The organism is Wocania arenilitoris (assembly GCF_021728535.1).
GTDB lineage: Bacteria > Bacteroidota > Bacteroidia > Flavobacteriales > Flavobacteriaceae > Wocania_A > Wocania_A arenilitoris.
On the sequence record NZ_JAKKDU010000018.1, the window covers coordinates 1 to 22,136 of the forward strand.

Here is a 22,136-nt window from a genome sequence, read left to right on the forward strand (position 1 = left end):
AATTAATTTATACAACCAAATAAGATTACATTTATCTTTAGACTATAAAACACCTAATATGGTATATTTAAAAACAGCTTAATTCAATTTTAACCTGTAGCCATATTTCAGGACTAGACATTCCCCACATCACGAAAACGAGATTAATTTCTCAAGCTAACGTGAAATTTTTAGGGGATTTTAATAAAATTTGGTTCGAAATATTGCTGAATAGACTACGAATAAAGAGATACAGAATAAAAACAACAAAATTTAACATTAGTCTCAATTATCAATATCGTTTTCATATAGAGATTAACTTCAGTAATTGAAATGAGAATTTTAGCTTTGTATAAAGTTTTATGTGATTGGATTGGATTGGATTAGCTGAGATGTATATAAAAATAAATTTCAATATTAACTTTAAATTGACTAATAATAGAGGGAATTAAACATGAAAAAAATTACTATTAAATCTTACCTGTACATACTGTTTAGTTTGTTTACACTTCAGTCGTTTGCCCAAGGAGACGTCTCTACTACAGGAACGAAAGCGAAACTTGGGGAAAATAACATCAAAAATTTAATTGCACCTAATAACGGTAAACTAATCTATAATGGCGTACTCTTTTCACTTGTGACAGAAACACAAGCTGAGTTGTATCGTTATTCCGAGGATTATTTTAATAAAGGAATGGATGGTACATTGAATTTGAAAAAAGCAAGGACTCAACCGGGAATCAGCATTAGTTTCAAAACAAATAGTCCCTTAATCAAGTTAAAATTTGCCGAATTAGAAAATAGCTCAATCAGAAAAAGAAGGTTTTCTGTTTTTAAGAATGGAATATTGGCATTTGATAATATTTCTGATATAGAATTTACCATTGCAAATCCAGCTAAAGATATCGCCAAATGGGAGGTTTATTTACCCTCCTTTTCGGGTGTAAAGTTTTTAGGTATGGAATTGACTAATGACTATACTCTATATGATTTGCCTGTTGAAGACAAACCACTCTACATGGCTATTGGCAACTCAATAACACACGGTACTGGACAAAGTGGAACAATCGATACTTACCCATACAGAGTGGCTGAATCCCTTGGATTCAGGCTTATTAATTTGGCTACGGGCGGTTCCCGTATCTCCACCTCAACTCTGAGAAATTTTAATGATGTATCTCCAAGGCTTATAACCATTTTATGGGGGTATAATGATGTAAATCAAAAAAAACCACTGTTAGATGTTATGCCAGTATACGATTCTTTGGTAAGTAGCTTATGTTCCAAATACCCACAGGCTGATATATATTGCATATTACAGACATTTACCACTAAAGTGGTTGGTACAAGGAATGATGACAACCGCATTGATTCATTACGAAGCTGGACTCGCTCAACTGTTGAAAATCTTCAAAAAACTCATAGCAATCTGTATCTAATAGATGGTGCAGACTATGTAATATCAGAAGCAGACTTAAATGATAAGGTGCATTTGAATAATCAAGGGGCTAAGAAATTAGCTGTTGGTATTGTTACTGAATATAATGCCAATATACGTAAACAGTCTGTCAATGACGCCTTAAAAATGGATTGAGAAATTAGGAAACAAAATCAAGCTGAATAAAACGCCATACCTAAAAAGATCATCCTAACGCTATTTGTATTAAGTGGGCTTGGGTTGAAAGCCCAAGTGAACCTAGATTCACTCTACGCTGTTTGGCAAGATCAATCCCAATCTGATTCTGTTAGATTTAAAGCATACTCGGACTCAAATCTGGAAAACATATAATATTTTATGACTTGATTTCGAAAGATAGAATTCAAATTATAAGAATATTAAGCGAAAGAATGGATTTAAAAAATAGATTGACTGAATAAAAACTACACCCAACAAAGACGTGTATAATTAATGGCTAGTTCTCGCCTACTTACGAAAATCCTCGCGGATTTTCTATTCGGTTTGTATTTGCTAAATTAGTTGCTGAAACACGCAACGAAATCATACACAAAACCGTTATCCTATAATACTGAATACTAAAATCTCTTTATTTTTTTTCCTTGTTTTTTTAACGTAACACATTGAAATTTTGCAACTTATACTCAAGTGTTTCAGTTTCTTGTCCGAAAAGAAAAAGGCAGTTTAAAACAAAAAAGAACATTAAGGGTATTTTGATTTTATATCGATTAATTATTTAAATATTTTTAAAATATTCTCGTAGAAATAAAAAACCCCGAGCTTTCGCTCAGGATCTATATTATATTAAATGTCATTATTTACTAACCATTAGGATGCATAAAACGCTGCTTAGCCAATAATTCTTCTTCAGTTTCGACAACATCTTCATCTGGCACACAACAATCTACTGGACAAACCGCAGCACATTGCGGCTCATCATGAAACCCTTTACACTCAGTACACTTATCTGGTACTATATAATAAATTTCATCACTAACAGGTTCTTGCGCTTCATCAGCATCAACTTCGTTTCCATTTGTAAGCACAACTTTTCCTTCTAAACTTGTTCCATCTTTATAGCGCCAATCGTCTGCACCTTCATAGATTGCAGTATTTGGGCATTCTGGCTCACAAGCACCACAATTTATACATTCGTCTGTTATTATAATTGCCATAGCGTTTTTTTCTTTCTAAATTTGCAGACGCAAAAATAACGCCAAAACCATTCATAACCAAATAGAGAATGAATTTACAACAAAGAATTAACGCTTTTGTAAAATTAGGAGATTTTATAAGTCAATTTTCTAATGAAGCTATCCAAAAAAAGGATAATGTGGAACACAACGATGTATTCTTTGACGGTTTTAAGCACCAATTAAAATTAGCCGAAGAGCATAACGGCTGGTTTACTCAAGAAAATATAAAATTTGCATTAAATGGATGGTCAAACTCTTTAACTCTAGAAAATTTAACAAAGTGGTTACAACCTTATAATTTAAAGGTTTCTAGCCCTAAAAAAGTTGTCATAATTATGGCAGGAAATATTCCATTAGTTGGGTTTCATGATTTTTTATCGGTGCTAATTTCAGGGCATCAGGTTTTGGTTAAACAATCTTCAAATGATAAACATTTACTTCCTTTTTTAGCAAAATATATAGAATATGTTGAAAATGATTTTAAAGGTAAAATTAAATTTACTGAAGAAAAAATTAAAGATTTTGATGCAGTAATTGCCACTGGCAGTAATAATACTGCGCGGTATTTCGAGCACTATTTTAAAGGGAAACCAGCAATTATAAGAAATAACAGAAACTCGATTGCTGTTTTAAATGGCAAAGAATCTACTAAAGATTTAAAAAACTTATCCGAAGACATTTTTAGGTACTACGGATTGGGTTGCAGAAATGTGTCAAAACTTTTTGTTCCTAAAGACTATAAATTTGATGCTTTTTTTGAAGCCATATATCATTGGCATCCTATTATAGAAAAAGCTAAATATGCAAATAATTACGACTATAATAAAGCCGTTTATTTAATGAGTGAATTTGATATGCTTGAAAATGGTTTTTTTATGATTAAAGAAGATAAAAGCTACGCATCGCCTATTGCCTCCTTGTTTTACGAATATTACAATAATGTTAAAGAATTAAAGCAAAAAATTGAGGACGATAAAAATCAAATTCAGTGCATTGTTTCTCACGGATTTATAAACCATGAAATTGCATTTGGCAAAACACAAAATCCTCAACTTTGGGATTATGCAGATGATGTAGATACTATTGCATTTTTGTTAGCAAATTGATGAAAAAATTATTGATTATTCAACAAAAATTCTCATATAAATTAAGACATTTGCAACTTAAAATTTCAATCATTAAAAAATGAAACATCCATGATTAATATTTAATCACACAACCAAATGATTATTTAGGATGTTACATGTGACCGTTGAATAACAATAAATATAAACACATGAAAAAACATAACTTTAGTGCAGGGCCATGTATTTTACCTCCAGAAGTATTATTAAAAGCTTCCCAAGCTGTTGTAGATTTAGACGGAAGTGGTTTATCTTTAGTTGAAATATCACACAGAAGTAAAGCTTTTGTTGATATTATGGAAAAAGCCAGAGCATTAGCTTTAGAATTACTTGGTTTAGAAGGTAAAGGTTATAAAGCTTTATTTTTACAAGGCGGAGCAAGCACGCAGTTTTTAATGGTTGCTTTAAACCTTTTAGAAAAAAGAGCAGGCTATTTAAACTCTGGCACATGGGCAGATAAAGCTATTAAAGAGGCGAAAATTTATGATGACATTTATGAAGTAGGCTCTTCTAAAAATGCTAATTACAACTATATTCCAAAAGGTTACGATATTCCTTCAGATTACGATTATTTTCATTGTACATCAAACAACACCATTTTTGGAACACAAATGAAATCATTCCCAAAATGTGATATCCCTTTGGTTTGTGATATGAGTAGCGATATTTTTTCTCGAAAACTAGACTTTACACAATTTGATTTGATATATGCTGGCGCACAAAAAAATATGGGTCCAGCAGGAACTACACTTGTAGTAATTAAAGAAGATATTCTTGGAAAAGTATCACGTAAAATTCCATCTATGATGGATTACAAAGTACATATTAGTAAAGGCAGTATGTTTAATACGCCCCCTGTATTTGCAGTATATACTTCTATGTTAACCCTAGAATGGCTAAAAAACCTTGGTGGAATTGAGACCATAGAAAAGGAAAATGAAAAGAAAGCACGCTTAATGTATTCTGAAATTGATTTAAACCCATTATTTAAAGGTTTTGCTACTAAAGAAGATCGATCTAGCATGAATGCAACATTCACTTTAGAAAACGAAAACCTAAAAGAAACATTTGAAACCATGCTAAAAGAAGGTGGTATTAATGGTTTGAATGGGCACAGAAGTGTTGGTGGCTACAGAGCATCAATGTATAATGCATTGCCACTAGACAGTGTTAAAGCATTAGTAGAAATAATGAGCGAATTAGAAAGTAAAGCATAAATTAACTATAAAGCATATTCGCTTTTGCGGAAATAAAAAATTAAAAAAATGAAAGTATTAGCAAACGACGGTATTTCTCAAAGTGGTATAGATGCACTTGAAAAAGCTGGTTATAATGTAAGCACAACCACAGTAGCTCAAGAACAATTAATTAATTACATCAACCAAAACGATATTACTGTTTTATTAGTACGAAGCGCAACTACGGTTAGAAAAGATTTAATAGACGCTTGCCCTAGCTTAAAAATTATAGGGCGTGGTGGTGTTGGCATGGATAATATTGATGTAGAATATGCACGCGAAAAAGGGCTTTCAGTTATAAACACACCCGCGGCATCATCACACTCTGTTGCTGAGTTAGTATTTGGACATCTTTACGGTTTATCACGTTTTTTACACAACTCTAACAGAGATATGCCACTAGAAGGTGACAGCAATTTTAAAGGCTTAAAAAAAGCCTACGCTAAAGGAACCGAGTTAAAAGGAAAAACTTTAGGTGTTTTAGGTTTTGGTCGAATTGGTCAAGCTACTGCAAAAGTGGCTCTAGGAATTGGCATGAAAGTAATTGCTTTTGATCCGTTTTTAGAAAAAGCCAATTTAGAACTAGAGTTTTTTGATGGTCAAACCGTAAATTTTAATATTGAAACTATTTCTAAAGAAGATGTTTTAAGACAATCTGATTTTATTACTCTGCATGTTCCTGCTCAAAAAGATTATGTTATTGATGAGGCAGAGTTTAATATCATGAAAGATGGCGTGATTTTAGCCAATGCAGCTCGTGGTGGTGTAGTAAACGAAATTGCTCTTGTAAAAGCAATAGAAACTGGAAAAGTAGCAAGAGCTGCTTTAGATGTTTTTGAAAAAGAACCTAAACCAGAAATCCAATTATTAATGAATCCTTCGCTTTCGTTAACTCCTCACACAGGCGCCGCAACTAACGAAGCACAAGATAGAATTGGTACAGAACTAGCATCACAAATAATAAGCATTCTTGGATAAAAGAATTGTTTTAAAATAAAATGTGACCTAAAAGGTATATTTGAGTCCTAACTATATGTTGGGACTTTTTTTGTACCTTCAACATCCAATTTTATTAACCCTTTAAAAACAAAATATAATCATGTCAGGAATTTTAGATTTATTAAACAGTGACTTAGGAAAAACCATTATTAGAGGTGTTTCTAATCAAACCAATCAACCTCAAAACAAAACACAAGATGTCTTAACTATGGCTTTACCTGTATTAATGCAGGCTATGAAACGAAATGCTTCAACTCCACAAGGCGCTGAAGGTTTACTAGGTGCTTTAAAGGGTAAACACGATGGTAGCATTTTAGATAACTTAGGAGGCTTGTTTGGCGGCGGTATTGATTCTAATGTACTTGAAGATGGTGGTAAAATTTTAGGGCATGTTTTAGGTAATAAGCAACAAAATGTACAAAATGCATTAAGCCAAAAATCTGGAATGGATGCTGGTTCTATTGCTCAAATACTTAAAGTTGCAGCTCCAATTTTAATGGGGGTTTTAGGAAAACAAACTAGACAACAGCAAGTAAGTAGTCCAAGCGGTATTGAAGGTTTACTTGGAGGCTTATTAAAAGGAAACTCTCCACAACAAGAACAAAGCTTTTTAGAATCTATTTTAGATGCTGATGGCGATGGTAGTGTAATTGATGATGTTGCAGGAATGGTGCTTGGTGGCAACAAAAAGAAAGGAGGGCTTGCTGGTTTACTAGGTGGCCTTTTTGGAGGGAAATAAATTTCACTTAAATATATTTTAAAAATAGTTAAACATCAAGTTTAGCTATTTTTTTGTTAAAAGGATTCCAAAATAATAGACAGAGGAATGATTTTTGTATTTTTACTTAAAAAAAGTATAGTTCACTCACAGAAATAGTTCGTTAACTCATTCTAACTATTACGGCTTTTTAGTTATCTATACATTTGAAAAAGAAAAAAATATTCTCATGAAAAAAATTATTTACACCCTGATGGTCTTTGGATTTATGTATAGTTGCAATACTCCAAAGACAACGGTTTCTCAAAAAAAGAAATCAGAAAAAGAACTTGCTATAGCAAGTAACGACACCGTTACAATTGCTAATGAAGACTTAGAATACGAACTTATCATTATTGAACCTGGTTTTAATGTTTGGCTTCAAAGTATAGCAAAACCAGAAGGCTTTTATTCTCAAGATTTTTTAGAAAACAGAAATTACCTTTTTGTAACTGAATGGAACCAAAGAGTACTTCAACCTTTCCGTTTTAATACTGATTTATATCAATTCCAGATTGATTATCAACCCACTATAGATTATGGCTATGAGTTAAATTATAAATTGTATAATTACTTCATTTACTTTCAGTTAAATTACAAACAACAATTAACTGGTTTTGTGCCCAGAATTTAAATCACTTTAATTACTTTTGCTTCTAAAATTTTAAAGTGAAGAAATTTAAAGAGTACTGGCAAATACAAAAAAACTGGCAACTTATTTTTCCTTTTTTAGGACTAGTTGGCTTGGGTTATTCATCATTAAAATTATCCAAAATCTTTATAAATGATGAAAATATTGTTTTTAGTTTATTGTTAAGTGTTATTCTATTTTTTTTACTTTTAAAATTAATTTTATTTATTTTTAGAAAATTAGAAAAAAAATGGGAAGTTAGCTTTAAATGGGAAATGATAAGTATTTTTTTAGTGTTCGCCATTACGGGTTCATCATCTATTTTTATAGGTAAACCATTAATAAAGCTAATGGGTATAAACAAAGAAAACTTACCAACCTATGTATATTGGGCCTTATATATTGTCTTGGGCTTTATATTTTATCAAGTATTACTAGTTTTAATTGGCTGGATTTTTGGTCAATATAAGTTTTTCTGGAATTTTGAAAAAAAGATGCTTCGTAAAATTGGCTTTAAACGTTTTTTAAATTAGTGCAAAGCATAAAAAAACATACCGCTTTTAAAGTAATAACTTTGGTTATTGCAGTTGTATTTTTAGCACCATCAGCTGTAAAATTCTCGCACATATTTACTCACCACACCCACAAGGTTTGTAAGGGAGAACAAACCACGCATATACATAAAATTGATTTTGATTGTGATTTTTATAAATTTCAACTTAATAAGAACTTTACCCAGTCGCTTTTTTATATTGACTTATTTTTAGATAAAAACAAGCCTCAATTAATTGCTTCACAATATCATTTTTTAAGTAAATATAAACGTTTACAAAGTTCTCTTCGCGGTCCTCCTGCCTTAATTTAATAATCATATTACATGCTGAAGTTCTTTCAGCTAAACTATTATTAAATTAAAATCAAAAAAATAATGAAGTTATTTATTAAAATGATTATAGCATTAGCTATATCAAATTTATATTCTCAAAACTCAATTGAAGGCGTTGTAACAGAGGTCGAAACCAATTCTAAATTAGCTTATGTAAATGTATATATCCCGCATTTAGAAAAAGGAACAAGTACAAATGATAATGGAGGTTTTGTAATAAATAATATACCTACTGGTACATATAGTATTATATTTTCTAGCATTGGTTATAAAACCAAATCAATTCAAATTACTATTCCAGTTAACACCCCCATAAAAATTCAATTAATCCCAACTGCAATAGAAATGGAAAGTATTATTGTTTCAACACCTTTTCATAAGATACAGCGTGATAATGTAATGAAAGTTGAGCATAAAAATATTTCAGATTTAAAAACAAATGGTGCAATAACCTTAGCCGATGGAATTACTAACATAGCAGGTGTAGAGAGTGTTACAACTGGTTTAGGCATAGGCAAACCTGTTATTAGAGGATTGAGTTCTAATCGTGTATTAGTATACACACAAGGCGTTCGATTAGAAAATCAACAATTTGGGAGCGAACACGGTTTAGGTGTTAATGATGCAGGAATTGAAAGTATTGAGGTTATAAAAGGTCCTGCATCACTACTTTACGGTAGTGATGCATTAGGTGGAGTGCTTTACCTTAATCCAGAAAAATTTGCCAATAATAATACTGCTTCTGGTGATTTTGGAGGTTCCTATTTTAGTAATACAAGAGGGTTTAATACCAATGCCGGGTATAAGTCTTCTGAAAATAATTTTAAATTTTTATTTAGAGGAAGCTTAACGGAACATTCAGATTACAATACAAAAACATACCGAGTTACTAATACACGCTTTAGAGAACAAGATTTTAAAGCAGGACTAGGGTATCAAAAAAATAATTTTAAAACCGAGCTTAGGTACAATCTTAATAATTCTAAGTTAGGGATTCCTGAAGAAATTGGAGAGCAGTCGTTAAACAGAACACCTTTACTGCCTTTTCAAAGTATTACAAATCATGTATTTAGTTCAAAATCAACTTTGTTTTTAAATCATTCGAAATTAGATATCAATTTAGGTTATATCTATAACGATAGAAAAGAGTTTGAAGACCATCACCATGATGAACATGAAGATGACCATGATGAAGATAAACACGAGGGTGAAATTGAAGAACTTGAAGCGGCACTTCATATGAAGCTTAAAACACATAATTATGATGTAAAATATTATCTACCAAAACTTGGAAAATTTGAAACCATTGTAGGTGCACAAGGCATGAATCAAACCAATACAAATTATGGTGAAGAACAACTTATACCAGATGCAACAACCAACGATTTTGGCGTTTTAGCGACATCTCATATTCATTTTGAAAAATTAGACATTCAACTTGGGGCACGTTTTGACAATCGAAATATAAATATTACTTCAGGTATTAATAAAAAATTTAACAGCTTTAATGGTGCTTTTGGTATTAAAAAAAATATATTTAAAAATATTACTGCGCGATTAAATTTAGCAACTGGTTTTAGGGCTCCTAATTTATCTGAATTAGCATCAGATGGAACTCATGAAGGGACTAACAGATACGAAATAGGAAATGCTAATTTAAAAAGTGAGCAAAATTTTCAAACCGATTTAGCTTTAGAATTTAAAAATGAGCATTTAGAAATTTTTGTAAATGGTTTTTACAACAGTATAAATAACTATATTTTTCTTTCACCAAATGGGAATATTATTGATGATACTCCTGTTTTTGTTTATTTACAAAACGATGCAAAACTTTATGGTGGTGAATTTGGGCTGCATTTTCATCCACATCCTTTAGATTGGTTGCATTTTGAATCGAGTTTTGAAACTGTTACTGGAAAGCAGAATAACGATACTTATTTACCACTAATTCCAGCAAACTCAATTAGTAATACTGTTAGGGTTGAATTTGAAGAACGTTGGATTAGTAAGGGTTATGCATTTATAAAACTTAGATCTACATTCGATCAAAATAATGTGAGTGGTTTTGAAACAAATACAAATGGGTTTAACCTTTTAAGTGCAGGATTAGGTGGTAATGTTTTAGTATTCAATAATGAATTAAATATTACAATATCTGGAAACAACTTAACAAACAAAACCTATATAAATCATTTATCGCGTTTAAGGCCTGATGGCATTTTTAATATGGGTAGAAATATAACTATTGGCTTAAATTATTACCTATAAAAGATTAATATCCTGTTTTAAACAATCTAGCCAAAATAGATTATTTAAACACCTTATGCTAAAAGTATTGTTTCACTAATTATTTTATGTTTAATTTTTTTGTATTTTTGTTAAACAATATTTAATTTAAATTAACTTGAGGGAGAAAAAATTAATACATAAGGCAACGGATCCTTTTGGTTTAATAATTAGTGCAATAATTATTATTTGCTGGTTTATCAGTTTGTATTTATTACTAACTTGGGAGCTAAATTACTTTAACACTGGTATGTATCTAGCCATACTTTTACAAACACATTTGTATACAGGCTTGTTTATAACAGCTCACGATGCAATGCATAGTTCTGTTTCTAAAAACAGAAAATTTAACAACCTTACAGGCTGGATAACCTCAATATTATTTGCCTTTAATTTTTACGATAGATTATTAGTTAAGCACCATGAGCACCATAAGTTTGTTGCAACAGAAAAAGACCCGGATTATCATGAATCTGGTAAGCTATGGCTATGGTACTGGAGTTTCATAAAACGCTATGTTACTTTAAAACAACTCATTCTAGTAACTATTACTTTGCAACTGTTAAGACTTGTGTTTCCTTTAGAAAATTTAGTTATATATTGGGTTTTACCTAGTATTTTATCAACATTTCAACTCTTCTATTTTGGCACATATATTCCGCATAAAAAAGGACACGAACACAATAATAAACATAAATCTACAACACTAAAAAAAAATCATCTTTGGGCATTTGTAAGTTGCTATTTCTTTGGGTATCATTACGAGCATCATGATACCCCTGGTGTGCCTTGGTGGCGATTATGGAAAACGAAATAAAAAAAAGATTTTTTTATAATTATAACATTGTTATTCATTTTTAACTTCAACCTCAACTGCAATAGGTTTTTCTTTTTTATTAAATACATAAGTTAAAAACCACATAATGGTAAATGTTGGTACAATATCAAATCCAGGAATAATTTCTTCAACAAAAGACACAACACCTGCTATTTTACCTTTATTACCTTTATACATTTTGCTCATTAAATATGCTGATGCTGGCGCCCAAATTATATCAATAATGGTTAGCATACCCACAATATCAAACACTATACTTAGTGCTAATTTTTTATTTTTACTTAAATCTTCTAAATTCATAACTGTTTTACTTTAATAATTATAACACAAATAACATACCAAAATTATTTGCCAATCAACTTTAAAAACTCATTTCTTGTTTCAATTTTTTCGAACTGCCCTCTAAACCCAGAAGTAGTGGTTATAGAGTTTTGTTTTTGTACACCTCGCATCATCATACACATATGTGATGCTTCAATAACTACCGCTACACCTTGCGGTTTTAAAGTATCATTTATACAATCTAAAACCTGCTCTGTTAACCGCTCTTGCACTTGTAAACGTCTTGCAAACACATCAACAATTCTAGGTAATTTACTCAAACCAACTATATGTCCATTTGGTATATAAGCAATATGCGCTTTACCAAAAAATGGCAAAATATGGTGCTCACAAAGCGAATATAATTCAATATCTTTTACAATAACCATTTCGTTGTATGATTCTTTAAACATAGCGCTTTTTAGAATTTCAACAGGATCTTGATTATAACCTTGAGTTAAAAACTGCATAGCTTTGGCTGCACGCTCTGGAGTTTTTACTAATCCATCTCGCTCTGCATTTTCACCTAAATCTTCAATAATGTTTTTATATCTTTCTTTAACATCATCGGTTACTTGCATGTTATATTCTTCAAAACTCTTATATGGCATTCTTAATTATAATTAATAAAAATTGGACATTTATATATATTGGTTTTAAAGTTAACTAAATTTTAGCTCTCTTCAATTTATATTTTTAAAGACTTATTTTTTAACTTTAAATTATGCTAATATTTTATTTAAGGCTTAAATAGCCTATAGACTATGGCTCAATTAAAAAAGTATTCAACAATAAAACAAATTGTTAATTGTACATGACAGCTTAAAGTAGTATTTTCACAATTCTTATTTAGTACAATGATTAAAGCAAAAAACATTCATAAATTCTACAACGATTTACACGTATTAAAAGGTGTAGATATTAATGTAAAAAAAGGTGAAATCGTATCTATTGTTGGTGCTTCTGGTGCTGGTAAAACAACATTATTACAACTTTTGGGCACTTTAGATAGAGCTTCTACAAAAGAAGATTTCAGTATCATTATAAACAAAACCAATATAAATTCGTTAAACGATAAAACTTTAGCTAAATTTAGAAATGAACATATTGGTTTTATCTTTCAATTCCATCAATTATTACCAGAATTTACTGCTTTAGAAAATGTTTGTTTACCAGCCTTTATAAAAGGCACAAAAAAAGTTGATGCCCAAAAACGCGCCAAAGAGCTTTTAGATTTTTTAGGGTTGTCGCATCGATATAACCATAAGCCTAATGAGCTTTCTGGCGGCGAACAACAACGCGTTGCTGTTGCTAGAGCATTAATAAATAATCCTGATTTAATTTTTGCCGACGAACCTTCTGGCAATCTTGACAGTGAATCTGCCGAAACTCTACACAGTCTGTTTTTTAAGTTACGCAAAGAGTTTGGACAAACCTTTGTAATTGTTACTCACAATGAAGAGCTTGCCAATTTAGCTGATAGAAAATTAACTATGGTTGATGGTAAAATTGTAAATTAGCTTTTATTTTATCTTAATCGTTTTATTGGTTTTAGCTATCTAAATTTTTAAATTGAAAAAAGCAGAACTTAAAGAATTTCTAGATGAGAAAGTCGTTCAATACAACAATCCAAAGTTTATTGAAAGCGATCCTATTCAAATCCCACATCAATTCAATAAAAAAGAAGATATTGAAATTTCTGGCTTTTTAACTGCAACTATTGCTTGGGGAAACCGTAAAAGCATTATAAACAACGCAACACGGTTAATGGTTTTGTTAGATAATTCGCCTTTTGATTTTGTTTTAAATCATAAAGAAACTGATTTAGAAAAACTACAGTCCTTTGTTCATAGAACTTTTAATGGCAATGATTGTGTACAATTTATTAAGTGCTTAAAGCATATTTATTTAAATTATTCTGGGCTAGAAGATTTGTTTGCTAAACATGCTGAAACTGATTCGCTACAAAAATCTATTTCAAATTTTAAATCTACCTTTTTTGAGATTGAACACTTACAACGCACACAAAAGCATGTGAGCGATCCTCTTAAAAATTCGGCAGCAAAACGTATTAACATGTTTTTACGTTGGATGGTTAGAAATAGTAATACTGGTGTAGATTTTGGAATTTGGAAAAGCCTCTCCCCTAGTCAGCTTTCATGCCCGTTAGATGTCCATTCTGGAAACGTTTCTAGAAAATTAGGCCTTTTAAAACGAAAACAAAATGATGCCAAAGCCTTACTAGAATTAGATACTGCCCTACGCAAACTAGATCCAAAAGATCCTGTTAAATACGATTTTGCTTTATTTGGTTTGGGTATTTTTGAAGGGTTTTGAGTTTAGATTAGGGATTGAGGCATACTTCGGGCTAGACTAAGCACAGGTTTGTTGGAGCTCGCCAACGTAGGAGTATGTGACTACCTAAAACCCTACCCTTAGGGTAATAGGATAAAAAACGATTGATAAGTTGTTCATCAATCGTTAATCTTAAATCTTAACGATAAAGTATAATTAGCCTTTTAACCAAGCTTCTTTTAAACTTTTTTGAGATTCGGTAGCATCATCTAAAGGTAAAATACCTTTTCCAATAGTATAGGTTTTAGTAGTTTTTGTTTTTATAACAATGTCTTCTCCTGCTCTATTTAAAACAACTTCGACATCCATTCCTGGTTTCCAAGAAAACACTCCTTGTAATACATTGTTAGCATTCAGCATGGTTAAGTCTGTACCATTAATAGATTTTATTACATCGTTTGGTTGGGCACCATTATCTGCCCAAAAACTATTCTCTGATACCATATCTGTAAAAAATATAGTGCCCTTTTGTCCGTCACCACTAACTATTGGAGCGCCATTCATAAGTATATAATTGGTTTCTACTTTGCCTTCTCTTATTTCTAATCCAACTTTTTCTAAAAAATCATTGTAGTTTATTGGAATATCTCCTATAACGTGATCATCAAAAAACTCGCGCAACGAAGGGTAAGTCATAGCCACAATTTCATCTATTAATTTATCATCTTCAAACGGTTTGTTTTTGCCATATTTATTTGATAATTCTTTCATTAAAGATAAAATACCTCTGTTGCCATTACTTGCTTCTCGCATTAAAATATCAATGCACATACCAATTAATGCCCCTTTTTGATACACGTTTAAATATTGATCTTTATATGGTGCTTTTAAAACATTTTCGCTCATAATAGTAAAACTCATGGCGTCATTCATTTGAGAAGCCATTTGAATTTTACCCATCATTTTATTGCAAAAAGAAGTCTCATCAACTAAACCTTCGCTTACTTGAAATAATGATGCAAAATACTCGGTTACACCTTCATACATCCACAAATGCTTTGAAAATGTAGGGTTGTTATAATTAAAATAATGTATATCCTCAGAGTGCACACTAAGTGGTGATACAATATGAAAAAACTCATGAGAAACCACATCTGTTAAACCTTCTTCTAAGGCTTCCTTTGGCATTGCTTCTGGCATAACTACCACAGTTGATGTATGGTGCTCTAAGGCTCCAAATCCTTTTGGTGAGGTTTCTTTTCCTTCAGATAAGTATATGTAAATATCGTAACGCGGTGTTGTATTAATATCTCCTAAATACGTTTTTTGAGCCTGCATCATTTTAAAGATTGTTTCTTTTAACGATTTAGCAGAATGTACTTTGTTTGGCGAATAAACGCTTAAAACTATTTTAATATCGCCTACCATAAACTCTTCAACATCCATATTGCCATACATCATTGGGTTATCAGTAATATCAAAATATCTAGGAGCAAAATAACTTGAGGTAGTATTTTTACCATCATCACTTAATTTTGAACCCATATTTTGCAATGCTGAAGTTCTCAATAAATCCGTTGAAGCCGTTACATCTAGTTTGTACTGGCTATTCTTTAAAGAATCAAAATACCCAATAAAACCATGTAAATTCAAAACATAATTATTAGCTTCAATATTTGTTCCTGCTGGTGAAAACGGCGTGTCTTTACCTATGCCGCCTTCTTGCTCAATATCAAAAGTATCATTAACTAGATATGTGATTTTATCTAATTTAGTGGCATCATTAATTGTCCAAGAATTAGTATCTGTTTTAGTAACTACCATTTCATTTCCTTTGTAATCATAGGCTTTAAAATCTTCAACATAACTTCCAAAATTACTAATTGAATAAGTGCCTTGGATCACTTTTGGCAATCTATAAGTTACAGTTTCTACGGTAAAACGCCCAGGGTTTATAGTTACAGGTGCTTTGTCATCAACAACTTTATCTAAATGTATTGCGGTTTCAATAGGCAAATTAATTGCTAAGTCGGTAGTAGTCTTTTTTGCTGAACTACAACTGGCTAGTAGTATTCCTGTAAATAGTGCTATTAATATTTTATTATTCATATTCAAAGTATAGATTTTGTTTATTGACGCCAAAAATAAGATTATGTTACGGCGACTAATCTTAAGGTTATGTTAAAAAGATGAATTGTGTATTTTTGCAACATGCAAAATCCGCTGATAAGCATATTAACTCCTTTTAAAAATACTGAAGTCTTTTTAGAAGACTGCTTAAATTCTATTATAAATCAAACTTACACGAATTGGGAACTGCTTATTATTGATGATGCTTCAACAGACTCAAGCTACAATATTGCGCAAAATTTTGCGAAAAAAGAGAATAGAATTAAACTGTTAAAAAATTCTGGCAATGGTATTATTGATGCCTTAAAACTCGCATTTAATAACAGTAAAGGCCAGTTAATTACCAGAATGGATAGTGATGATGTAATGCAACCCATTAAATTAGAAGTATTAGCAAATAAACTTTTAACTTATGGTAAAAAACATGTGGCTATTGGCTTGGTTAATTATTTTTCTGAAGATGGTATTAAAGCAGGTTATAAAAATTATGAAGTTTGGTTAAACAGTCTAACTAAAACAGGTAGTAATTATTCTGAAATTTATAAAGAGTGCGTTATCCCATCTCCTTGTTGGATGGTTTACAAAAGCGATTTAATTGCTTGTAATGCTTTTAATCCAAACACCTATCCTGAAGATTACGATTTAGCTTTTAGGTTTTATAAACATAATTATAAGTGTATTCCTTGTGATGAAGTAATACATAATTGGCGCGATTACAGTTCGCGAACATCAAGAACAAATGTGCATTATGCCGAGAATCATTTTATAGATTTAAAACTTCATTATTTTTTAGAGTTAGACTACAACACCAATAAAACACTCGTAGTTTGGGGAGCAGGCAATAAAGGCAAAGTAATAGCAAAAACATTGATTAAAAAAAATGTGTCTTTTAAATGGATTTGTGATAATCCAAATAAAATTGGGCGCGATATTTATGGAAAAATAATGCATCCTTTTTCATATTTAAAATCTATAAAAAATCCACAAAGCATTATTACTGTGGCTAATAGAACAGCCCAAAAAGAAATAAAAATGTATTTAAAATCAATGTATCAGATTAATGATAAAAATTACTTCTTCTTTTGCTAACAAATTCTTATATTCACTTACTAAAATTTTTCATATTATGAATTTAAAATCATTTTCAGCTTTATTACTTTTTTTAGTGTTTTTTTCAAGTTTGAGCATTACGGCACAAAAAAAAATATCCCTTTTTAATGGAAAAGATCTTAGTGGTTGGGTCGCTTATGGTACCGAAAAATGGTATGTAGAAGATGGCTATTTAATATCTGAAAGCGGTCCAGATAAAGAATATGGATATTTAGCAACTGAAAAACATTACAAAAATTTTGAGCTTACTTTACAATTTAAACAAGAAACAGATAATGGTAATAGTGGTGTTTTTATTCGTTCGACTATTGAAGGTACTAAAGTTAGTGGCTGGCAGGTAGAAGTTGCTCCTCCAAATAAACACACTGGAGGGATTTACGAATCTTACGGTCGTGGTTGGTTAATAAAGCCTGCTCCAGAAAAAGAATCTATTTTAAAATCAGGAAAATGGAATAAATTAAAAATTAGAGCTGTCGATGGTAAAATTACTTCTTGGTTAAACGGTGTACAAATGGTAACTATTGATGATAAAAAAATTGGAGAAGGTAACGGTAGTATTGCATTACAAATACATAGTGGCGGAGGTATTTTAATTAAATGGCGCAAATTACGTCTTAAAAAGCTTTAAATAAGAAAGTTTTTTTCTTTTCTATTTTACTTTTATTAAAAAAAATGTAGGTTTGACAAATCTAAAAAGGAATGCAGTTTAAACATCCCGAACTTCTTTACGCATTATTCTTTCTGCTTATTCCAATAATTGTCCATTTATTTCAACTCCGGAAATTTAAAAAGGTAGCCTTTACCAATGTGGCTTTTTTAAAAGAAGCAACGCTTAAAACACGTAAAAGTTCACAAATAAAAAAATGGCTAATTCTTTGTACAAGATTATTATTATTAGCTGCTATTGTTTTAGCATTTGCACAACCTTTTACTTCTAAAACAGATGCTCTAAAAACAGAAAAAGAAACTGTTATTTATCTAGATAATTCGTTTAGCATGCAAGCTAAAGGTGCCAATGGAGATTTACTAAAACGCGCCATACAAGACCTTATTAATAATATTCCAGAAAACGAAAACATTACATTATTTACCAATAATGCTATTTATAAAAACACGACTTTAAAAGCTATAAAAAATGATTTATTGCAAATTGATTATACCGCTAGTAGCTTAAATACTGAAGCCGTATTATTAAAAGGCAATACACTTTTTAACAGTAAAACAAATACTTTAAAAAACATTATTTTAATATCTGATTTTCAACAAAATAAAGAAAATTTAAATATTAAAAAAGATTCTTTAACAAACTTGTACTTTGTTAAATTACAGCCTGTAAACTCAAACAATATTATTATAGATAGTGCTTATATTTCTAACACCTCTCCAACAAATATTGAGCTTAGTGTTAAGCTAAAACAAAGCGGAGCAAAAGTTGAAAGCATTCCTATTTCATTATTTAATAATAATAATTTAATTGCTAAAACTTCGGTACAAATTGACGATGAAGCGACTACTAATTTTTCGCTCCCTGTAAATGAAATTATAAATGGAAAACTAACCATTAACGATGCTCATTTGCAATTTGATAATAACTTGTTTTTTAATATTAATAACGAATCAAAAATTAATGTATTAGCTATAAATGAAGTAGATGATTCATTTTTAAAACGCATTTACAATAATGAAGAATTTAATTATACATCAACTTTAACTAATAAAGTAGATTATAATACTATAGACAATCAGCACCTTATTGTTTTAAATGAAATAAACAATATCCCTAACGCTCTAGTTTCGGCTGCTAACGCATTTACAAATCAAGGTGGCTCATTAATTATTATTCCTTCAAAACATCTCGTAAAATCGTCCTACAATACCCTACTTTCAAACTACGCTACTTCTTTTAATGATTTAATAGCAACTGAAAAACGAATTACAACCATAAATTATTCACACCCATTATACAGTAATGGTGTGTTTGAAAAACAGGTGCGCAACTTTCAATACCCTAAAGTAAATAGTTTTTATAATGTGGTTTCAAATAGTGCTTCAAAAGTTTTAAGTTTTGAAGATGATAAAGCCTTTTTATATCAAAATAAAAATACATTTATATTTACAACACCTATAAATAGAGAAAATTCTAACTTTAAAAATTCACCTTTAATTGTTCCAACATTTTATAATATTGCCAAATTCAGCTTTAAAATTCCACAATTATACTACACAATAGGTGACGAAAATAGTTTCGATGTTGACACCCAATTGCAACAAGACGATATTTTAACGTTAGTGAAAAACGACATAAACATCATTCCAAAACAACAGTATTTTAACAACAAAGTAGTTATTAAAACCTCTAAAAATCCTTTGGTAGCGAATACTTACTCAATTAAAAATAGAGCAAAAACCATTGCAAATGTGAGTTACAATTATAATAGAAGCGAAAGCAATTTGATATATAGTAACCTATCTAATTTAGAGGGCGTAAGCGTAAGTGATTCTATTACAGAAATTTTCGACGCTATAAAAAGTGACTCAAAAATTAACGCCCTGTGGAAATGGTTTGTTATTTTTGCACTAATATTATTACTTATTGAAATGCTCATCTTAAAATATTTTAAATGAACACACTTATAAAGTCTGCTACAATTATTGATTCAAAAAGTGAGTTTCACAACACGACTCAAGATATTTTAATTGAAAAAGGTGTCATTTCAAAAATTGGGCAAACCCTAAAAAATCCAAATAAATATCGCGAAATTAAATTAGAAAATCTTCACATTTCACAAGGTTGGTTTGATAGTAGTGTATGTTTTGGAGAACCTGGTTTTGAAGAACGGGAAACTATTGCAAACGGCCTTAAAACTGCAGCTGCATCTGGCTTTACAGCAGTAGCAATGCATGCCAATACAAATCCTGTGATTGATACAAACTCAGACATAACATTTGTTACATCAAAATCAGCTAACAATGCCGTAACGCTATTACCCATAGGCGCACTTACTTTAAATAGCAAAGGTGAAGATTTAGCAGAATTATTTGACATGACAAGTGCTGGTGCAGTAGCATTTTACGATTATAAAAAACCTATTTCTAATCCTAACCTAATGAAAATTGCATTACAATACGCCAGCAATTTTAATGGTTTAGTATGCTCATTTCCTCAAGAAAACAAAATCTCAGGAAATGGCGTTATGAATGAAAACATAACAAGCACTACCTTAGGTTTAAAAGGAAATCCGGCTTTAGCAGAAGAGCTACAAATTGTACGTGACTTATTTTTATTAGAATACACTGGTGGAAAATTGCACATTCCAACCATTTCAACAGCTAAATCGGTAGACCTAATTAGAGTTGCTAAAAAGAAAAAATTAGATGTAAGCTGTAGTGTCGCTATCCATAATTTATATTTTACTGATGAATCTCTAAACGATTTTAACACTCATTTTAAAGTACTGCCGCCATTACGAACACAACAAGATGTTGAAGCCTTAATTGATGGTGTAAAAGATGGCACTATTGATATGGTTACAAGCGACCACAACCCTATTGATATCGAACAAAAGAAAATAGAATTTGATCATGCCGATTATGGTACTATAGGACTTGAATCTGCTTTTGGAGCATTACAAAATATTTTTACAACTAAAAAAACAATTGAGATTTTAACCAAAGGAAAATCGAGATTCGGATTAGAACAAAACTTTATAAATATTGGAAATACAGCTAATATTTCCCTTTTTAATCCAGATACAAAACACACATTCACCAAAAAGAATATCATTTCAAAATCTAAAAATGCTATTTTTGAAAACGAAACTTTAAAGGGACAAGCTTACGGTGTTATTTCTAATAATCAAGTAGTTTTAAAATTATAACATGACAGAACAAGATATAGATAAAGGACGCAAAAATGCTATCATAAGCTATATAACCATTTTTGGAGTTATTATTGCTTATTACCTAAACAACGAAGATGATAAAAAAAGTGATTTTGCTAGTTTTCACATTAGACAATCGTTAGGTTTGTGGCTTTCGTTTATAGTTATAAACTTATCAGTGACAAGAAATTTTGATGTTTTTATGCTTAGAGCATGCACATACATATTCTTTTTTACACTTATCATATATGGTTTGTCAAATGCTATTGCAAGAAAATCACAACCTGTACCACTGCTAGGAAATTTATTTCAAAAAATATTTTCAAATTTAGGTCGATAAATGCCTTATAATTCTCCAACACTTGAGCATATAGTTAGAGCATCTACTCTAAAAGAAAATGCGCCGTTATTAATCATGCTACACGGTTATGGTAGCGATGAAAACGATTTATTTTCATTCGCTAACGAATTACCCGAAGAATTTTTCATCATTTCAGTTAAAGCACCATACCAATTGCAACCTTTTGGTAATGCTTGGTATGCCATTAATTTTGATGCCGATAAAGGCAAATGGAACGACAACGAGCAAGCTAAAGAATCTCTTAAATTAATTGCAAATTTTATTGATGAAGCCGTAAACAATTATCCTGTAAATAAAAACAATGTGTCGCTTTTAGGTTTTAGCCAAGGCAGCATATTAAGTTATGCCGTTGCGCTTACTTACCCCAAAAAAGTGCAAAATATTGTGGCACTGAGTGGTTATGTAAACCAAGATATCTTACCAAAAAATATTGAAGAAAAAAATTATTCCAATTTAGATTTTTATATCTCACACGGAAGCGTAGACCAAGTTATTCCTGTAGATTGGGCTCGACAAACACAACCTTTTTTAAATACACTAAACATTAAAAATACCTATTCTGAATTTCCTGTTGGACATGGTGTTGCTCCACAGAATTTTTATGAGTTGAAAGATTGGCTTAGTAAACGAATTTAATTAGCTAAAGTA

21 protein-coding genes are annotated in these 22,136 nt (G+C 30.8%); 17 read left to right on the plus strand and 4 right to left on the minus strand.

All coding sequences use genetic code 11. The features are described 5' to 3' along the window. Positions 1-433: 433 nt before the first annotated feature. On the plus strand, positions 434-1,573 hold the full coding sequence (locus L3X37_RS13415) for an SGNH/GDSL hydrolase family protein (RefSeq protein ID WP_237240681.1): 1,140 nt from the start codon (positions 434-436) through the stop codon (positions 1,571-1,573). Positions 1,574-2,256: 683 nt separating this feature from the next. On the opposite strand, the gene L3X37_RS13420 is transcribed toward L3X37_RS13415, so the two are convergent. Continuing rightward, entirely contained in the window at positions 2,257-2,610 is a 354-nt protein-coding gene (locus L3X37_RS13420; RefSeq protein WP_237240682.1) for a 4Fe-4S dicluster domain-containing protein, read from the minus strand. 68 nt (positions 2,611-2,678) lie between these two features. Between L3X37_RS13420 and L3X37_RS13425 the strand changes: the two genes are divergently transcribed. From L3X37_RS13425 to L3X37_RS13460, 8 genes are all read left to right on the plus strand, one after another. Beyond that, the gene (locus L3X37_RS13425; RefSeq protein ID WP_237240683.1) at positions 2,679-3,737 is read left to right on the plus strand and encodes an acyl-CoA reductase; all 1,059 of its coding nucleotides are present in this window, start codon (positions 2,679-2,681) and stop codon (positions 3,735-3,737) included. Positions 3,738-3,907: 170 nt separating this feature from the next. Further along, positions 3,908-4,972: a 3-phosphoserine/phosphohydroxythreonine transaminase gene (serC, locus tag L3X37_RS13430; protein WP_237240684.1), complete on the plus strand. Its 1,065-nt coding sequence runs from the start codon at positions 3,908-3,910 to the stop codon at positions 4,970-4,972. A 48-nt stretch (positions 4,973-5,020) separates the two neighbouring features. Beyond that, a complete protein-coding gene (locus L3X37_RS13435) occupies positions 5,021-5,971 on the plus strand; it encodes a D-2-hydroxyacid dehydrogenase (protein WP_237240685.1) in 951 nt (316 codons plus the stop codon). A gap of 121 nt (positions 5,972-6,092) precedes the next feature. Further along, positions 6,093-6,731: a DUF937 domain-containing protein gene (locus tag L3X37_RS13440; protein WP_237240686.1), complete on the plus strand. Its 639-nt coding sequence runs from the start codon at positions 6,093-6,095 to the stop codon at positions 6,729-6,731. Between the two features lie 208 nt (positions 6,732-6,939). Continuing rightward, the gene (locus L3X37_RS13445) at positions 6,940-7,383 is read left to right on the plus strand and encodes a DUF6146 family protein (protein WP_237240687.1); all 444 of its coding nucleotides are present in this window, start codon (positions 6,940-6,942) and stop codon (positions 7,381-7,383) included. Between the two features lie 35 nt (positions 7,384-7,418). Further along, positions 7,419-7,913 carry a DUF6787 family protein gene (locus L3X37_RS13450; RefSeq protein WP_237240688.1) on the plus strand — a complete coding sequence of 165 codons (495 nt, stop codon included), beginning with the start codon at positions 7,419-7,421 and terminating at the stop codon, positions 7,911-7,913. 395 nt (positions 7,914-8,308) lie between these two features. Next, entirely contained in the window at positions 8,309-10,534 is a 2,226-nt protein-coding gene (locus tag L3X37_RS13455; protein WP_237240689.1) for a TonB-dependent receptor, read from the plus strand. 268 nt (positions 10,535-10,802) lie between these two features. After that, on the plus strand, positions 10,803-11,369 hold the full coding sequence (locus L3X37_RS13460) for a fatty acid desaturase (RefSeq protein ID WP_237240690.1): 567 nt from the start codon (positions 10,803-10,805) through the stop codon (positions 11,367-11,369). Between the two features lie 30 nt (positions 11,370-11,399). Here L3X37_RS13460 and L3X37_RS13465 read toward each other — a convergent pair whose 3' ends face one another. Both L3X37_RS13465 and folE read right to left on the minus strand, forming a co-directional pair. Next, on the minus strand, positions 11,400-11,690 hold the full coding sequence (locus tag L3X37_RS13465) for a hypothetical protein (RefSeq protein WP_237240691.1): 291 nt from the start codon (positions 11,688-11,690) through the stop codon (positions 11,400-11,402). A 44-nt stretch (positions 11,691-11,734) separates the two neighbouring features. After that, positions 11,735-12,322, minus strand: a complete 588-nt coding sequence (gene folE, locus L3X37_RS13470) for a GTP cyclohydrolase I FolE (protein WP_237240692.1) — start codon at positions 12,320-12,322, stop codon at positions 11,735-11,737. 246 nt (positions 12,323-12,568) lie between these two features. On the opposite strand from folE, the gene L3X37_RS13475 reads away from it, so the two are divergent. Continuing rightward, positions 12,569-13,231, plus strand: coding sequence for an ABC transporter ATP-binding protein (locus tag L3X37_RS13475; RefSeq protein ID WP_237240693.1), 663 nt, complete (start codon positions 12,569-12,571; stop codon positions 13,229-13,231). A gap of 52 nt (positions 13,232-13,283) precedes the next feature. Next, complete coding sequence (locus tag L3X37_RS13480; protein WP_237240694.1) at positions 13,284-14,048, plus strand: TIGR02757 family protein; 765 nt, start codon at positions 13,284-13,286, stop codon at positions 14,046-14,048. A 174-nt stretch (positions 14,049-14,222) separates the two neighbouring features. On the opposite strand, the gene L3X37_RS13485 is transcribed toward L3X37_RS13480, so the two are convergent. Beyond that, on the minus strand, positions 14,223-16,115 hold the full coding sequence (locus L3X37_RS13485) for a M61 family metallopeptidase (RefSeq protein WP_237240695.1): 1,893 nt from the start codon (positions 16,113-16,115) through the stop codon (positions 14,223-14,225). A 102-nt stretch (positions 16,116-16,217) separates the two neighbouring features. On the opposite strand from L3X37_RS13485, the gene L3X37_RS13490 reads away from it, so the two are divergent. From L3X37_RS13490 to L3X37_RS13515, 6 genes are all read left to right on the plus strand, one after another. Continuing rightward, on the plus strand, positions 16,218-17,225 hold the full coding sequence (locus L3X37_RS13490; RefSeq protein WP_237240696.1) for a glycosyltransferase family 2 protein: 1,008 nt from the start codon (positions 16,218-16,220) through the stop codon (positions 17,223-17,225). Between the two features lie 37 nt (positions 17,226-17,262). Beyond that, a complete protein-coding gene (locus L3X37_RS13495) occupies positions 17,263-17,874 on the plus strand; it encodes a 3-keto-disaccharide hydrolase (protein WP_237240697.1) in 612 nt (203 codons plus the stop codon). 71 nt (positions 17,875-17,945) lie between these two features. Continuing rightward, positions 17,946-19,871, plus strand: coding sequence for a vWA domain-containing protein (locus L3X37_RS13500; RefSeq protein WP_237240698.1), 1,926 nt, complete (start codon positions 17,946-17,948; stop codon positions 19,869-19,871). Next, on the plus strand, positions 19,868-21,124 hold the full coding sequence (locus L3X37_RS13505; RefSeq protein WP_237240699.1) for a dihydroorotase: 1,257 nt from the start codon (positions 19,868-19,870) through the stop codon (positions 21,122-21,124). The genes L3X37_RS13500 and L3X37_RS13505 overlap by 4 nt, the downstream gene beginning before the upstream one ends. A 1-nt stretch (position 21,125) precedes the next feature. Then, on the plus strand, positions 21,126-21,467 hold the full coding sequence (locus tag L3X37_RS13510; RefSeq protein ID WP_237240700.1) for a hypothetical protein: 342 nt from the start codon (positions 21,126-21,128) through the stop codon (positions 21,465-21,467). Beyond that, positions 21,468-22,124, plus strand: a complete 657-nt coding sequence (locus L3X37_RS13515; RefSeq protein WP_237240701.1) for an alpha/beta hydrolase — start codon at positions 21,468-21,470, stop codon at positions 22,122-22,124. Positions 22,125-22,136 lie beyond the last annotated feature (12 nt).

What these genes read in the sequence shown, in the direction of transcription:
- L3X37_RS13505 (WP_237240699.1), top strand. Translation starts at nt 19,868, where the DNA reads ATGAACACACTTATAAAGTCTGCTACAATTATTGATTCAAAAAGTGAG.
- L3X37_RS13420 (WP_237240682.1), bottom strand. Translation starts at nt 2,610, where the DNA reads ATGGCAATTATAATAACAGACGAATGTATAAATTGTGGTGCTTGTGAG.
- folE (WP_237240692.1), bottom strand. Translation starts at nt 12,322, where the DNA reads ATGCCATATAAGAGTTTTGAAGAATATAACATGCAAGTAACCGATGAT.
- L3X37_RS13455 (WP_237240689.1), top strand. Translation starts at nt 8,309, where the DNA reads ATGAAGTTATTTATTAAAATGATTATAGCATTAGCTATATCAAATTTA.
- L3X37_RS13485 (WP_237240695.1), bottom strand. Translation starts at nt 16,115, where the DNA reads ATGAATAATAAAATATTAATAGCACTATTTACAGGAATACTACTAGCC.
- L3X37_RS13495 (WP_237240697.1), top strand. Translation starts at nt 17,263, where the DNA reads ATGAATTTAAAATCATTTTCAGCTTTATTACTTTTTTTAGTGTTTTTT.
- L3X37_RS13440 (WP_237240686.1), top strand. Translation starts at nt 6,093, where the DNA reads ATGTCAGGAATTTTAGATTTATTAAACAGTGACTTAGGAAAAACCATT.
- L3X37_RS13445 (WP_237240687.1), top strand. Translation starts at nt 6,940, where the DNA reads ATGAAAAAAATTATTTACACCCTGATGGTCTTTGGATTTATGTATAGT.
- L3X37_RS13435 (WP_237240685.1), top strand. Translation starts at nt 5,021, where the DNA reads ATGAAAGTATTAGCAAACGACGGTATTTCTCAAAGTGGTATAGATGCA.
- L3X37_RS13460 (WP_237240690.1), top strand. Translation starts at nt 10,803, where the DNA reads ATGTATCTAGCCATACTTTTACAAACACATTTGTATACAGGCTTGTTT.
- L3X37_RS13510 (WP_237240700.1), top strand. Translation starts at nt 21,126, where the DNA reads ATGACAGAACAAGATATAGATAAAGGACGCAAAAATGCTATCATAAGC.
- L3X37_RS13475 (WP_237240693.1), top strand. Translation starts at nt 12,569, where the DNA reads ATGATTAAAGCAAAAAACATTCATAAATTCTACAACGATTTACACGTA.
- L3X37_RS13500 (WP_237240698.1), top strand. Translation starts at nt 17,946, where the DNA reads ATGCAGTTTAAACATCCCGAACTTCTTTACGCATTATTCTTTCTGCTT.
- L3X37_RS13415 (WP_237240681.1), top strand. Translation starts at nt 434, where the DNA reads ATGAAAAAAATTACTATTAAATCTTACCTGTACATACTGTTTAGTTTG.
- L3X37_RS13465 (WP_237240691.1), bottom strand. Translation starts at nt 11,690, where the DNA reads ATGAATTTAGAAGATTTAAGTAAAAATAAAAAATTAGCACTAAGTATA.
- L3X37_RS13515 (WP_237240701.1), top strand. Translation starts at nt 21,468, where the DNA reads ATGCCTTATAATTCTCCAACACTTGAGCATATAGTTAGAGCATCTACT.
- serC (WP_237240684.1), top strand. Translation starts at nt 3,908, where the DNA reads ATGAAAAAACATAACTTTAGTGCAGGGCCATGTATTTTACCTCCAGAA.
- L3X37_RS13425 (WP_237240683.1), top strand. Translation starts at nt 2,679, where the DNA reads ATGAATTTACAACAAAGAATTAACGCTTTTGTAAAATTAGGAGATTTT.
- L3X37_RS13490 (WP_237240696.1), top strand. Translation starts at nt 16,218, where the DNA reads ATGCAAAATCCGCTGATAAGCATATTAACTCCTTTTAAAAATACTGAA.